Genomic DNA, 13,544 nt, shown 5'->3' with positions numbered 1-13,544 from the left:
CAGAGGCTCGTGCTGGCGCAGCGCGGCCAGGGCGCCCAGCAGCAGCAGGACCGCGGCGAAGATGAGTCCCACACCCAGATCGTCGAATCGGTCGGACACCCACCCGCTGACCCAGGGGCCCGCGGTCTGTCCGAAGCCGAAGATCGTAGTGGCGAAGGCCAATGCGGCAGTCCACAGGCTCGGCGGCAGGATGTGCCGCACCCCGACGGACATGGCGGTCGCCACCGACAGGAACGAACCACCCACGAGGATGCCCGACAGGACGAACGACCACCCGAACGGTGCGACCACCGGCAGGATCGTGCCCACCGCCAGCGCGACAAGGACCACGCTCATCGACTTCGACCCACCGAGCCGACCGATGGTCGGGGCCCACGCGAAGCCCCCGACCATCGCCGCCACGCCCAGGACGACGTAGAACGCCGACACGGCCGCCGGGCTCAGTCCGTGCTCGGCCAGGTACGCGACGATGAACGTCAGATAGACGATGTAGCCCGTGCCGTAGAACGTGTAGGACATCGTCAGCCATCGGATTCGGCCTCGACGCCAGCCCCGGTCGGTGTGGCTCGGCTGTTCCGGTTCGTGAGCCTGCGTGGCGGCCCAGGCGGCGACGATGCTGGCGGCCACGGCGATCACGGCCAGGGCGAGCCAGCCGGGCCGCCAGCCCGCGCCGTCGGTGCGGTCGAGCAGCCATGGCACGACCACCCCGGCGAGCGTCATCCCGCCGCCGGCGCCGCTGTAATAGAGGCCCAGCATGATGGCGGCCCTTTTCGGGGAACCCCCCGCGCCGGCGGCCGTCACCAACGCTCCACCCAGCACGAGCGCCCACGCTCCCCCGAGGCCGGCCAGGAATCGAATGACCAGCAGGACCGGCAACGACGTGGTGAGCGGAGTGGCGAACAGCGCGAGGGTGGCCACCAGGCAGCCGAGCAGGAACGCCCTCCTGGTCTGGATCCGGCCCGCGAGCGACGCCGCGACCACAGCACCGACCAGGTACCCCCCGGCGTTCGCAGTGTTGAGCGCGCCGGCTTGCGAGTACGTCCAGTGAAGTTCCTCGCGCATGGGTGGCAGCAGCAGCGCATAGGCGAAACGGGCCAGCCCCAGCGCGATGAGGGGACCGGCCGCAAGCCCGAGCACCACCGTCAGCCGGTCCGGATGTCGCCTCGGGCCGGGTCGGGTCGCGGAGGTGTGCGCCGGGGTCCGCGAGTCATGGGTGCGCTGATCGTGCGTGCTGATGGTGGGCAGGCTAGCCCGACACGTCGCGGTAGACCGGGACCGTGGGCGCCTCGGCGATGAGCGGTCGTTCGGCTCGCTGGACGGCACGCTCTTCGGTTCGCTGGGCGGCACGATCTTCGGCACGCTCTTCGGTTCGCTGGGCTCGCTGGGCGGCTCGCTCGGCGGCTCCCAGCGGGTCTGGGCTGGTCTTGGCGGGTCTTGGCTGGTCTTGGCTGGTCTCGGCACCTCCCCATCGGCCATTCGCCGGTGTTTGTTCACCTGCCCTTCACCCTCCTGCAACTCTCCGGCGAGAATGGCCCCCTATCTTCGGCCGGGACCTCGTTCATCCTTGGAAGGACTCTCGTGAAGAACCTCCCGATCATCCACGCCTCCGGCGGTCGCGCGTCGATGACGTGCATCTACCGCTGCAACAACCAGTGCGCCCACCCGGACCCGAACACCTCGGACAACGAGTACTTCGGTGACATCGTTGCGGCCAACGCCTCGCGCCGCTCCGTGCTCAAGACCGGTGGCCTGATGGTCGCCGTCGGTGGCCTCGCCGCCGCCACCTCCGGTGTCCTCGGCGCCGAGCCCGCCGCCGCGGCCCCGGCCGGCAAGGTCGCCAAGAAGTCGCCGTTCGGCTTCGAGAAGCTCCCCTTCGTCCCGGCCGCGACCGACAAGGTCGTCGTCCCCGAGGGCTTCGAGTGGTCCACGATCATCGCCTGGGGCGACCCGCTGTGGAGCGACGTCCCCGCGTTCGACGTGACCAAGCAGACCGCCGCGAAGCAGGCGCGTCAGTTCGGCTACAACAACGACTACGTCGGCCTGTTCCGCACGAAGAACAACAACCGCGCCGTCCTCGTCGTCAACCACGAGTACGTCAACCCCGAGTTCATGTTCTCCGACTTCACCAGCGTCGACACGATGTCCGAGGAGCAGCTGCGCATCACGATGGCTGCCCACGGCATGACCGTCGTCGAGGTCGAGCGCAAGAACCCCGAGTCGCACTGGACCTACGTCAAGGACGCCAAGCTGAACCGTCGTATCGACGCGCACAGCGAGTTCGAGCTCGTCGGCCCGGTCCGCGGCCACGCCCTGGTCAAGACCTCCGCCGACCCGACCGGCTCGCTCGTGCTCGGCACGGTCAACAACTGCGCCGGTGGCGAGACCCCGTGGGGCACCGTCCTGTCCGGTGAGGAGAACTTCCACGGCTACTTCAAGCCGGCCGCGGCCCCCACCGCCGAGCAGAAGCGTTACGGCATCACCGACCCGTACATGCCGCACTGGTTCCAGATCGAGAAGCGCTGGGACCTCAACCAGGAGCCGAACGAGGTCAACCGCTTCGGCTGGGTCGTCGAGATCGACCCGATGGACCCGACCGCTCGCCCGAAGAAGCTCACCGCCATGGGCCGCTTCAAGCACGAGGGTGCCGAGGCCGTCGTGGCCAAGGACGGTCACGTGGTCGTCTACTCCGGCGACGACGAGCGCTTCGAGTACGCGTACAAGTTCGTGTCCAAGGGCACGTTCATCACGGGCAACGACACGCACAACCGCACGTTGCTCCACGAGGGTGACCTCTACGTCGCCAAGTTCACCGGCGACGGCCTCGGTGACGGCGAGCACGACGGCACCGGCCAGTGGCTGCCGCTGACCAAGGACGGCAAGTCCATGGTCGCGGGCATGTCCTACGAAGAGGTCCTCCTCTTCACGCGCCTCGCCGCCGACAAGGTCGGCCCGACGAAGATGGACCGCCCCGAGGACTTCGAGCCCTCCCCCGTCACCGACTCGGTGTACATGGCCCTGACGAACAACACCCGCCGCGCCCCGGGTGCCATCGACGAGGCCAACCCGCGCCCGAACAACAAGCACGGGCACGTCATGGAGATCTCCAACACGAAGGGTCACTCGTCCGACACCTTCAACTGGAAGATCGTCATGCTCTGTGGTGACCCCAACGACCCGACCACGTACTTCAACGGGTACGACAAGTCGCAGGTCTCGGCGATCTCCTGCCCGGACAACGTCGCGTTCGACTCGAAGGGCAACCTCTGGGTCGCCACCGACGGCGCCCCCGGCACCCTCGGCAAGTGCGACGGCATGTACCTGTTCCCGCTGGAGGGCCCGGAGAAGGGTCACCTGCAGCAGTTCATCTCGGTGCCGGCCGGTGCCGAGAACTGCGGCCCGTTCATCTCGTGGGACGACCGCACCGTCCTGACCGCGGTCCAGCACCCGGGTGAGCTCAACGGAGCCACGTACTCCCAGCCCGCGTCGCTCTTCCCCTACAAGGGCGACCCGGTGCCGCGTCCGGGCGTCATCATGGTCAAGGCCCAGAACAAGGGCAAGGGCAACAACGGCACGGCCCCGGCCAAGGGCAAGGCCACCGCGCCGGGCCAGGTCACAAAGAACAAGTGACCCTGATCGGGTGACCGTCACACACACGTGACGCACATCGGCCCCGGCCCTGCTTCGTGCAGGACCGGGGCCGATGGCGTTGCCGCCACGAACAGCGCCGGATTCGCGATGAGCGGAGCGCGGTGCGTCGTCTCAGCCGACGCGCTCGACGACTCCAGTGGCCAGGGCCAGCAACGCCGCCTTGGCATCACTGTCGGGCAGCGGGGCCAGCACCTCGGACGCTCGGTCGGCGACGGCGCGGGTCTCCTGCGTGGCCTGCTCCAGCGCACGGTTGGCGCGCAACAGGGTCAATGCCTCGGCCAGGTCGGCCTCATCGCGCGACAGGTCGGAGCCCAGCAACTCCCGCAGCCGCGCGTCCGTCGGGTCCGTGGACGCCAGGGCGTACAGGACGGGCAGGGTGCGCTTGCCCTCACGCAGATCCGTACCGGGCGTCTTACCGGTCTCGTCCGCCTCGGAGGCGATGTCGATGAGGTCGTCGGCCAGCTGGAAGGCCATGCCAAGGCGCTCCCCGTACTCCGTGACGAGGTTGACGACCGCCGCATCACAGCCACTGAACATCGCTCCGTAGCGAGCCGCGGTGGCGATGAGCACTCCGGTCTTGTCCTCGAGGACCTTGAGGTAGTACGCGGTGGCATCCACCTCCGCCGGCACGGGCCGATCGTCGCGGATCTGCCCGGCGCACAACCGGATGAACGTCTGCGCCTGAATCTTGACCGCGTCAGCGCCGAGGTCGGCGATGATGTCCGAGGCGGTACCGAAGAGCAGGTCGCCGACGAGAATCGCCGTGGCGTTGTCGTACTTCGCATTTGCGCTCGGAGCGCCGCGGCGCACGTCCGCCTCGTCCATGACGTCGTCGTGGTAGAGGGAGGCCAAGTGCGTCAACTCGACCCCCGCCGCCGCCGCGACCACCCGGTCGTTGATGCCGCCACCGAGCTCGGCGACGAGCAGCGTCAGCATCGGACGGAAGCGCTTGCCCCCGGCCCGCACGAGGTGACTGGACGCCTCGGCGATGAACGGATCCTCGTGATCGACGCGCTCCCGGATGAGTTCCTCGACGCGCGCCATCCCGGCCGCCACCCGAGCCTGAAGCTCAGGGGTGACGGCCGGGAAGGCCAGCAGACCGGGAGAACCGCTCACCGCAGGAACTGCGCCGACTGGGTCGCCGCTTCGAGCACCGGGCCGGGCAGGACACCGAGCAGGATCGTCAGCACGAGGCCGATGGCGATCGCGATGGTCGTCAGCGTCGACGGCGTGATGGCCACGACGTCACCCGCGCCCTCCTCGAAGAACATCGTCACGATGATCCGGAAGTACACGTACGCCGTGACCGCCGAGGCCAGGACACCGATGACGACGAGCCAGGCACCCGCCGCTCCGCCGTGGCTGATCGCCGGAGCGAAGGCCGCAAACTTGGCGGTGAAGCCGGAGGTCAGCGGAATGCCCGCGAAGGCCAGCAGGCAGATGGCGAACGCACCGGCCACGACCGGCGAGCGGCGACCCAGGCCGGCCCACTGCGACAGGTCGGTGGCCTCGGAGCCCTCGTGGCGGACCAAAGTCACCAGCGCGAAGGCCGCGATCGTCGTGAAGCCGTAGCAGACGAGGTAGAACATGGCGCCGGAGACACCGGTGACGTCGAAGGACATGACCGCGACGAGGATGAACCCGGCGTGGGCAATCGACGAGTACGCGAGCAGACGCTTGACGTCCGTCTGGGTCACGGTCATCACCGCGCCGATGACCATGGTCAGCGCCGCGATGGCGATCAGCGCCGGCTCCCAGTCCCAGCGGTTGCCGGACAGGCCCACGTACGCCAAGCGCAGGATCGCGCCGAACGCGGCGATCTTGGTCGCCGCGGCCATGAATCCCGTGACCGGGGTCGGGGCGCCCTGGTAGGCATCCGGCGTCCACGCGTGGAACGGCACGGCGCCGACCTTGAACAGCAGCCCGATGAGCACGAGCGCGACACCGGGCAGCAGCAGTCCGTCGAGCACCGGGCTGGCCGCGCCGATGGCCAGCGCAATCCTGGCGATGTCCACCGAACCGGCGTAGCCGTACAGCAGCGCCGCGCCGAAGAGGAAGAACGCACTGGAGAAGGAACCCAGGAGGAAGTACTTCAGCGCGGCCTCCTGCGACAGCAGGCGACGGCGGCGGGCCAGGCCCGTGAGCACGTACAGCGGCAGCGAGAGCACCTCGAGCGCAACGAACATCGTCAGCAGGTCACCGGAGGAGACGAAGAGCATCATGCCCACGACGCTGATCATCATCAGCGGCACCGCCTCGGTCGTGCCCCACCCGGCGCTCTCGGCGCTGCGCTCGAGGTCCGAACCGGGGGTGGCCGCACCCATCGGGGTGAAGGCATCGGCCGCCGGTCCGCCGAAGCGCTCGGCCATGACGAGCAGCGACAGGAGCGCGAAGCAGAGGATGACCGCCATGAGGAACACCGATGGGCCGTCGATGACGACCGACCCGCCCATCGTCAGACCGTGCTCCGTGCGCGACTTGGCCAGCAGCACGACCAGGGCGGCGAGGTAGGTCACCAGACCGACACCGAGTTGGACGTTGTGGCGTGAGGCGCGAGCCACGAAGGCCTCGACGAGCACGCCGATCAAGGCACCGGCGACGACGACCAACAACGGGGCGATGGCCCAGTAGTTGATCTCCACCATGGTGAATTCCTGGTTCATCGGTTGTTGCTCCCGGTGGTCGCGGCGGTCGGGTGCGTCGGCTGCGGGTCGGAGACCCCGACGATCTGCAGCGTCTGCTGAACGGCCGGATTGATGACGTCAAGAACCGGCTTCGGGAAGAAGCCGAGCACGAGGAAGGCGGCGATCAGCGGGGCGACGACCACCTTCTCGCGGATGGTGATGTCGCGCACCGGGGTCGCCAGTTCGGGCGTCGGGCCCGTCATCATGCGCTTGTAGAGCCACATGATGTACGTCGCCGCGAGCACCATTCCGGTGACCGCGAAGGCACCGGCCCACTTGCTGTGCTGGAACGACCCGACGATGACGAGAAACTCGGAGACGAACGAACCGAGACCGGGCAACGCCAGTCCGGCGAGGCCGCTGAGGAGGAAGACTCCGGCCAGGCCCGGCGCGATCTTCTGCCAGCCGCCGTAATCGGAGATCTTCGTGCTGCCACGTCGGGCAATGAGCATGCCCGCGATGAGGAACAGCGCAGCCGTGCCGAAGCCGTGGTTGACCATGTACAGCGACGCACCGGCACCGGCCGTCGAGGTCATGACGAAGATGCCCAGCACGATGAAGCCGAAGTGGCTGATCGAGGTGTACGCGATCAGTCGCATCAGGTCGTCCTGACCAATGGCCAACACCGCACCGTAGACGATCGAGATGATCGCCAACACGATGACCACGGGGGTGGCCCATTGGCTCGCGTTCGGGAAGAGCTGGAGGCAGAAGCGAATCATCCCGAAGGTGCCGACCTTGTCCAGCACGCCGACGAGCAGGGTGGCCGTCGCCGGGCGCGAGGCGGCCGCGGCGTCGGGCAGCCAGGTGTGCACCGGCCACATCGGCGCCTTGACCGCGAACGCGATGAAGAAGCCGAGGAAGAGCAGGCGCTCGGTGTTCTGACCCATGCTCAGGCCGGTCAGGTTCTCGACGAGGAAGCCCTCGCCGCCCTGCGGGCCCTGGAAGTACACCCCGATGACGGCGGCGAGCATGACGAGCCCACCGGCCAGCGAGAAGAGCAGGAACTTCAGGGCCGCCTTCTGCCGACCCTCACCACCGAACCATCCGATGAGGAAGTAGACCGGGATGAGCATGGCCTCGAAGAAGACGTAGAAGAGGAACACGTCCGTCGCGGCGAACACGCCGACGATGAACGCCTCGAGGAGCAGCGTCAGGGCGAAGTAGTTCTTCTCCCGACCACCGCCGCCGGGGAACTCGTCCCACATCGCCAGCAGACACACCGGCACGAGGATCGCCGACATGACGATCAGCGACAGCGCGATGCCGTCGACGCCCAGGGCGTACGAGACGCCGAACTGCGGGATCCACTGGTGCTTCTCGACCAGTTGGAACTGGTCGGCAGAACCGGACGTGAACTGCAACGCCGCACCGATCGAGATCAGCAGCGCCACCAGGGACACGCCCAGCGCCACGGGGCGCCACGGCCGCCCGCTGCTACCCGAGGGCAGCAGCGCGACGACGATCGCACCGATCAGCGGCACGACCATGAGCACGGTCAGCCAGGGGAAGTTTTCCATCAGTTCATCACCCACAGGGCACCGAGCACGGCGACGACGCCGGCGAGCATGGTCAGGGCATAGGAGCGAACGAACCCGGTCTGGGCCCTCCGCAACACTCTCGACAGGCCGGCGACTCCGTCGCCCAGGTTGCGGGCACCGCCGTCGACGATCTGGTCATCGGCCTCCACGAGACCGGTGGCCGTCGTCATGAGCGGGCCGACGAACACGGCCTCGTTGACGTCATCCTGGTAGAAGTCCGTGCGCGCGGCCTGCGTCAGGGCGCTGCCCTCGGGGGCGACCACCGGCACATCGGCCTTCCAGTAAAGGCGCCACGCGACGAACACGCCGGCGGCCATGAGCACGAACGTCAGGATCTGGATCGCCGGGATCGCCAGCACCGGCTCGTGGTGCTCGAGATGCCCACCGTTGGTGACCGGCGCCAGCCACTCGGGGAACTTGACCGCGGTGAGAATCGCACCCAGGGCCAGCGACCCGACAGCCAGGATCATCATCGGCACGGTCATGACGAGCGGAGACTCGTGCGGGTGCACGTCCTCGGTCCAGCGCTTGCCGGAACCGTGGAAGGTCATGAAGAACAGTCGCGACATGTAGAACGCGGTCAGACCGGCACCGAGCATCGTCACCAGACCGAACACCCACGGCTGCCAGCCCTCACCGACGAACGCGGCCTCGATGATCTTGTCCTTGCTCCACCAGCCGGACAGGCCCGGGAAGCCGATGATCGCCAGCCAGCCCAGCCCGAACGTCCACCACGTGTGCTTGAGCACCCCGGAGAGCCGACCGAAGCGGCGCATGTTGACCTGGTCGTTCATGGCGTGCATGACCGAACCGGCCCCGAGGAACATCCCGGCCTTGAAGAAGCCGTGCGTGAGCAGGTGGAAGATCGCGAAGACGTAGCCGACCGGGCCCAGACCCGCGGCGAGCATCATGTAGCCGATCTGCGACATCGTCGAGGCGGCCAGCGCCTTCTTGATGTCGTCCTTGGCCATACCGATGAAGGCACCGAGGAGGAGGGTGATCGCACCGACGATGGTCACGACCAGTCGCGCGGTGGGCGCGAGGTCGAAGATCGCGTTGCTGCGCACGATGAGGTAGACACCGGCGGTGACCATGGTCGCGGCGTGAATGAGCGCCGAGACCGGCGTCGGGCCGGCCATGGCGTCTCCGAGCCAGGACTGGAGCGGGAACTGCGCGGACTTGCCGCACGCCGCTCCGAGCAGCAGCAGGCCGATCGCGGTCAGGGCCCATTCGGGGGCTCCGGCCGCACCGCCGTGCACGGTCGAGTAGTCGGCGCTGCCGAAGGTCACGAACATCATGGCGATGCCGATGGCCAGGGCCATGTCACCGACACGGTTGACGATGAACGCCTTGTTCGCCGCGGAGGCGTAGTCGCTGCGCTGGTACCAGAACCCGATGAGCAGGTAGGACGCCAGACCGACGCCCTCCCAGCCGAGGAAGAGCAGCACGTAGCTGTCGGCCAGCACGAGCGTGAGCATCGCCGCGATGAAGAGGTTGAGGTATCCGAAGAACCGACCCTTGTCGGGGTCGTGCTCCATGTACCCCAAGGAGTACACGTGGATGAGCGAGCCGACGAAGGTCACGAGCATGACGAAGGAGATCGACAACTGGTCGACCAGCATGCCGGCGTTGACCTCGAACGAGCCACCGGTGAACCACTGCCACAGGTGCAGGCTCTGCGCCCGCTCATCGCCGGCCCGGCCGAGCATCTCGATGAGGATCGCCGCGCCGAGGCCGAAGGCGCCCCACGACATGACGTTGGCCAGCGTCGGGCCCCAACGGTTGGCCGAGCGACCGCCCAGCAGGATGATCGCCGCGCCGAGCAGGGGCAGCGCCACGAGGAGCCAGGCCCACGAGGCGGCGCCGGAGGCGTCCACGGTGGGCTGCACCTCGGTGACCACCTGCGCTGCGGCAAGGGTGTACACGGGAGTCAACGTCAGCTCCTTACAGCTTCAGCAGGTTGGCGTCGTCGACCGAGGCCGAGCGGCGGGCACGGTGGATGGCCATGATGATCGCCAGACCGACGACCACCTCGGCGGCCGCGACGACCATGACGAAGAGGGCGATGACCTGTCCCTCGACGCTGCCGTGCATGCGCGAGAACGTCACGAAGGCGAGGTTGGCGGCGTTGAGCATGAGCTCGATGCCCATGAACGCGATGATCGCGTTGCGGCGCATGACCACCGTCGCGGACCCGATCGCGAACAGGATCGTCGCCAGGTAGATGTAGTTCATCAGGTTCATCGGGTGCGACCCTCCGTGATCTCGCGCTGGATCCGCTCCTCGGCCTCGACGTGCTCGACCGGGCTGGCGACCTGGCCACGGGCCTTGAGGGTCCGGTTGATGGACAGCGCACTGATGCTGCCGTCGGGCTGTAGCGCCGGGGTGTCGACCGCATTGTGGCGGGCGTAGACACCGGGGTTCGGCAGACCCGCGACGTGCGTGTTGGAGCGGATACGACGCTCCGACCATTCACGCTGCGTCGCCTTCGGGGTGAGGCGCTGACGCTGGGCCAGCACCATGCCCGCCATCGCCGCGGTGATGAGCAGCAGCGAGGTGATCTCGAAGACCCAGACGTAGCGACCGAAGATCAGTCCGGCCATGGCCGGGACGTTGCCCGGGTCGGCGTTGACCGCCGACAGGTCCGCGGTGCCGGTGTAGTTCACCCGGCCGATGCCGGTCATGAGGAGCGCCGCCAGGCCGAGTGCCAGGACCGTGCTCCAGAACCGCTGGCCCGGCAGCGTCTCGACGAGTGAGTCGGCGTGATCGACGCCGACGAGCATGACGACGAACAGGAAGAGCATCATCACGGCGCCGGAGTACACGAACACGTGGACGACACCGAGGAAGGGTGCCTGCTGGGCCAGGAAGATCGCGCCCAGCGCGACCATGGACGCGGCCATGCCGAACGCGGCGTGGACGGCCTTGCGGGCCAGGAGCAGGACCAGGGCCGTGACAACGGCGACGGTCGCCAGGATCCAGAAGGCCCAGGCCTCGCCGGTGCTGGTCATCGGGTCTCCCCTTCGCTGGTCGTGGTGCTGGACACGGTGTACTCGGCCGCGTGCTCGTCGGACCACTGCTGCTGGGCGTCGGTGGCCTTGGTGACCTTGCCCAGGTAGTAGTCGCGCTCCTCCATGCCCTCGGCCATCGGGTGCGGCGGCGCGAGCATGCCGGACTGCAACGGCGCGAGCAACTGCTCCTTGGTGAAGATCAGGTCGGCGCGGTTGTCGTCGGCGAGCTCGTAGAAGTTCGTCATCGTCAGCGCGCGGGTCGGGCACGCCTCGATGCACAGCCCACAGAAGATGCAGCGCAGGTAGTTGATCTGGTAGATCCGGCCGAAGCGCTCACCGGGGCTGTAGCGCCCGGTGCCACCCTCCGACACCGGGGTGTCGTCGTTGTCCGCGCCCTCGACGAAGATCGCGTCCGCCGGGCACGCCCAGGCACACAGTTCACAGCCGACACACTTCTCCAACCCGTCGGGGTGACGGTTGAGCTGGTGACGGCCGTGATACCGCGGTGCGGTGGGCCACTTGACCTCGGGGTACTCCTCGGTCGGGATCTTCCGGAACATCGTCGCGAAACTGACGCCGAAGCCGGCGACAGGCGCGAACAGGTCCGAGAAGAACCCGCCCTTCTGCTCCTCGGCCATCTCAGGCCTCCTTGTTCTCGACGGTGGGGGTGTCCACGACGGTCGCGGTGGCGCCCGCGCGGGGCAGGGCCGGGTAGGTGCTCGGCTCGCGCAGCCGCTGACCGGGCAGCGGCGGCACCGGGTAGCCGCCGGCGTAGGGGTCGATCTCCTCGGGGACGTCGGCGGCCTTCGCGGCGGCCTCCTCCCGCTCGGTCATCTTCGTCTCCCACAGCCACAGGACGACGAGCACCGCGACGAGCAGGACACCGATGACGATCAGCGTCGCGATCGGGATCTCGCGCCCGGCGATGGCGATGCTCGAGTCACCCAGGAAGCCGAGCTGCGCTCCGCGGATGAAGGCCACGGCCATGACCCACAGCAGTGTGCCGGGGATGAGCAGCTTCCAGCCGAAGGCCATGAACTGGTCGTACCGGGTACGGGGCAGCGTGCCGCGCAGCCAGACGAAGAAGAACATGAACAGCCACATCTTGATGGTGAACCAGAGCAGGCCCCACCAGCCGCTGTCGAAGTAGCCGTCGCCGATGAGGTTGAACGGCAGCGGCGCGTGCCAGCCACCGAGGAACATCGTCGTGGCCAGCGCCGAGACGGTGAACATGTTGATGTACTCGCCCAGGTAGTACATCGCGAAGCGGAACCCGGAGTACTCGGTGTGGTAACCGGCGACCAGTTCGCCCTCACCCTCGGCGAGGTCGAAGGGGATGCGGTTGGTCTCGCCGACCATCGTGATGACGTAGACGACGAACGAGATGAACGCCGGCACGATGTACCAGAGGTTGCGCTGCGCCTCGACGATCTGGCTCGTCGACATGGAGCCGCTGTAGAGGAAGACCGCGACGAGCGCGAGCCCCATGGCGATCTCGTAGGAGATGACCTGGGCGGTCGAGCGCAGGCCACCGAGCAGCGGGTAGGTCGAACCGGAGGACCAGCCGGCCAGGATCACGCCGTACGCGGCCACCCCGGCGACGGCCAGGACGAGCAGCGCCGCGACCGACAGGTCGGTCAACTGGAGCGGCGTCTGGTGACCGAAGAGATTCACCGTGCCACCCAGCGGGATGATCGCGAAGGAGACGAACGCCATCGTCGCGAAGAGGATCGGCGCGAGGGTGAAGAGGAACGCGTCCGCCGCCGCCGGCTTGACGTCCTCCTTGAAGAGCGACTTCAGGCCGTCGAAGAGGGTCTGCATGAGACCGAACGGGCCGGCGCGGTTGGGGCCGGGCCGGTTCTGCATGCGCCCGATGACGCGGCGCTCGAACCAGATGACGACGAGCGTGTTGAGCAGCAGGAAGACGAACAGCAGCAGCGCCTTGACGGCCGAGAGCCAGATCGGCGTGTCGCTGAAGTCGGCCCGCGGCACGCTCGGCGGCACGTCGGCGGCCGGCAGGGCGACGACCGACGCGAACTCGGGGGCCAGGGTCAGAAGGGTGCTCATGCGGATTCCACCTTGGTGACGGAGACAACCGATCCAGCCGCGACGGAGCGCAGGTCGCACCCGTCCTGGTTCGTGGGCAGCCAGACGACGTGGTCGACCATGTCGGCGACGTGCACCGCAGCGGTGATCGGCGCGACCGAGGTGGCCGGCGCCGAGACCGTGACGGTGTCGCCGTCGCTCACGCCCAGCCCGGCTGCGGTGGCCGGGGAGACCCAGGCCCGGGCCGCCTTGGCCGTACCCGCCAGGAACGGCTCGCCGTCCTGCAGAGTGCCGCGGTCGAGCAGGTGGCGCCAGGTCGCGAGCACGACCTCGCCGGCCTGCGGCGAGGGCACGGCACCGGCCGTGATCGTCGGGGCGGAGGAGCGCTCGCCCGGGTTCGGGCCGATCGCGGCCATCTCGGCCCGCACCTCGGCGACCGAGCGGGTCGCCAGGAAGTGGCCCATGGCGTTCGCGAGCATGTCGAGCACGCGGTGGTCGCCCTCGAAGGAGGTCTCGAGCGTGGTGTCGAACTCGCGCACGCGCCCCTCCCAGTTGACGAAGCTGCCCGGCTTCTCGGCGACCGCGGCCACCGGCAGCACGACGTCGGCGTGCTG

The 13,544-nt window shown here is 68.2% G+C and carries 10 protein-coding genes and 1 pseudogene; 1 reads left to right on the top strand and 10 read right to left on the bottom strand.

Features of this window, described 5'->3' with window-relative positions; genetic code table 11:
* A partial coding sequence (locus KD1_RS12755; protein ID WP_068402483.1) for a YbfB/YjiJ family MFS transporter occupies positions 1-1,137 on the bottom strand: 1,137 nt, incomplete at its 3' end.
* Between the two features lie 441 nt (positions 1,138-1,578).
* On the opposite strand from KD1_RS12755, the gene KD1_RS12750 reads away from it, so the two are divergent.
* Complete coding sequence (locus KD1_RS12750; RefSeq protein WP_245627403.1) at positions 1,579-3,627, top strand: PhoX family protein; 2,049 nt, start codon at positions 1,579-1,581, stop codon at positions 3,625-3,627.
* Positions 3,628-3,759: 132 nt separating this feature from the next.
* Here the strand turns inward: KD1_RS12750 and KD1_RS12745 are convergent, their stop codons facing one another.
* From KD1_RS12745 to KD1_RS12705, 9 genes and pseudogenes are all read right to left on the bottom strand, one after another.
* A complete protein-coding gene (locus KD1_RS12745; protein WP_068402481.1) occupies positions 3,760-4,764 on the bottom strand; it encodes a polyprenyl synthetase family protein in 1,005 nt (334 codons plus the stop codon).
* Positions 4,761-6,311, bottom strand: a complete 1,551-nt coding sequence (nuoN, locus tag KD1_RS12740) for an NADH-quinone oxidoreductase subunit NuoN (RefSeq protein ID WP_068402479.1) — start codon at positions 6,309-6,311, stop codon at positions 4,761-4,763. Before nuoN ends, KD1_RS12745 begins: the two co-directional genes overlap by 4 nt.
* Positions 6,308-7,852: an NADH-quinone oxidoreductase subunit M gene (locus KD1_RS12735; RefSeq protein ID WP_068402477.1), complete on the bottom strand. Its 1,545-nt coding sequence runs from the start codon at positions 7,850-7,852 to the stop codon at positions 6,308-6,310. The genes nuoN and KD1_RS12735 overlap by 4 nt, the downstream gene beginning before the upstream one ends.
* Positions 7,852-9,798, bottom strand: coding sequence for an NADH-quinone oxidoreductase subunit L (nuoL, locus tag KD1_RS12730; protein ID WP_068402475.1), 1,947 nt, complete (start codon positions 9,796-9,798; stop codon positions 7,852-7,854). Before nuoL ends, KD1_RS12735 begins: the two co-directional genes overlap by 1 nt.
* Positions 9,799-9,817: 19 nt before the next feature.
* Positions 9,818-10,117 (bottom strand): NADH-quinone oxidoreductase subunit NuoK, encoded by a 300-nt coding sequence (gene nuoK / locus KD1_RS12725; RefSeq protein ID WP_068402474.1) that lies wholly within the window; start codon positions 10,115-10,117, stop codon positions 9,818-9,820.
* Positions 10,114-10,884: an NADH-quinone oxidoreductase subunit J gene (locus tag KD1_RS12720; protein WP_068402472.1), complete on the bottom strand. Its 771-nt coding sequence runs from the start codon at positions 10,882-10,884 to the stop codon at positions 10,114-10,116. The genes nuoK and KD1_RS12720 overlap by 4 nt, the downstream gene beginning before the upstream one ends.
* Positions 10,881-11,522, bottom strand: coding sequence for an NADH-quinone oxidoreductase subunit NuoI (nuoI, locus tag KD1_RS12715; RefSeq protein ID WP_068402470.1), 642 nt, complete (start codon positions 11,520-11,522; stop codon positions 10,881-10,883). Before nuoI ends, KD1_RS12720 begins: the two co-directional genes overlap by 4 nt.
* A 1-nt stretch (position 11,523) precedes the next feature.
* Entirely contained in the window at positions 11,524-12,951 is a 1,428-nt protein-coding gene (gene nuoH / locus KD1_RS12710) for an NADH-quinone oxidoreductase subunit NuoH (protein ID WP_068402468.1), read from the bottom strand.
* Positions 12,948-13,544: pseudogene (locus KD1_RS12705) on the bottom strand (molybdopterin dinucleotide binding domain-containing protein); the annotation flags it as partial. The pseudogene KD1_RS12705 and the gene nuoH, both read right to left, overlap by 4 nt.

Source organism: Kribbia dieselivorans NBRC 106261 (assembly GCF_001552435.1).
GTDB classification, from domain to species: domain Bacteria; phylum Actinomycetota; class Actinomycetes; order Actinomycetales; family Dermatophilaceae; genus Kribbia; species Kribbia dieselivorans.
This window is presented reverse-complemented; position numbering and strand designations above follow the sequence as displayed.

Excerpts from the sequence above, each read along its gene's own strand:
- nuoK (WP_068402474.1), bottom strand. The coding sequence starts at position 10,117 with ATGAACCTGATGAACTACATCTACCTGGCGACGATCCTGTTCGCGATC.
- KD1_RS12735 (WP_068402477.1), bottom strand. The coding sequence starts at position 7,852 with ATGGAAAACTTCCCCTGGCTGACCGTGCTCATGGTCGTGCCGCTGATC.
- nuoH (WP_068402468.1), bottom strand. The coding sequence starts at position 12,951 with ATGAGCACCCTTCTGACCCTGGCCCCCGAGTTCGCGTCGGTCGTCGCC.
- nuoI (WP_068402470.1), bottom strand. The coding sequence starts at position 11,522 with ATGGCCGAGGAGCAGAAGGGCGGGTTCTTCTCGGACCTGTTCGCGCCT.
- KD1_RS12720 (WP_068402472.1), bottom strand. The coding sequence starts at position 10,884 with ATGACCAGCACCGGCGAGGCCTGGGCCTTCTGGATCCTGGCGACCGTC.
- nuoN (WP_068402479.1), bottom strand. The coding sequence starts at position 6,311 with ATGAACCAGGAATTCACCATGGTGGAGATCAACTACTGGGCCATCGCC.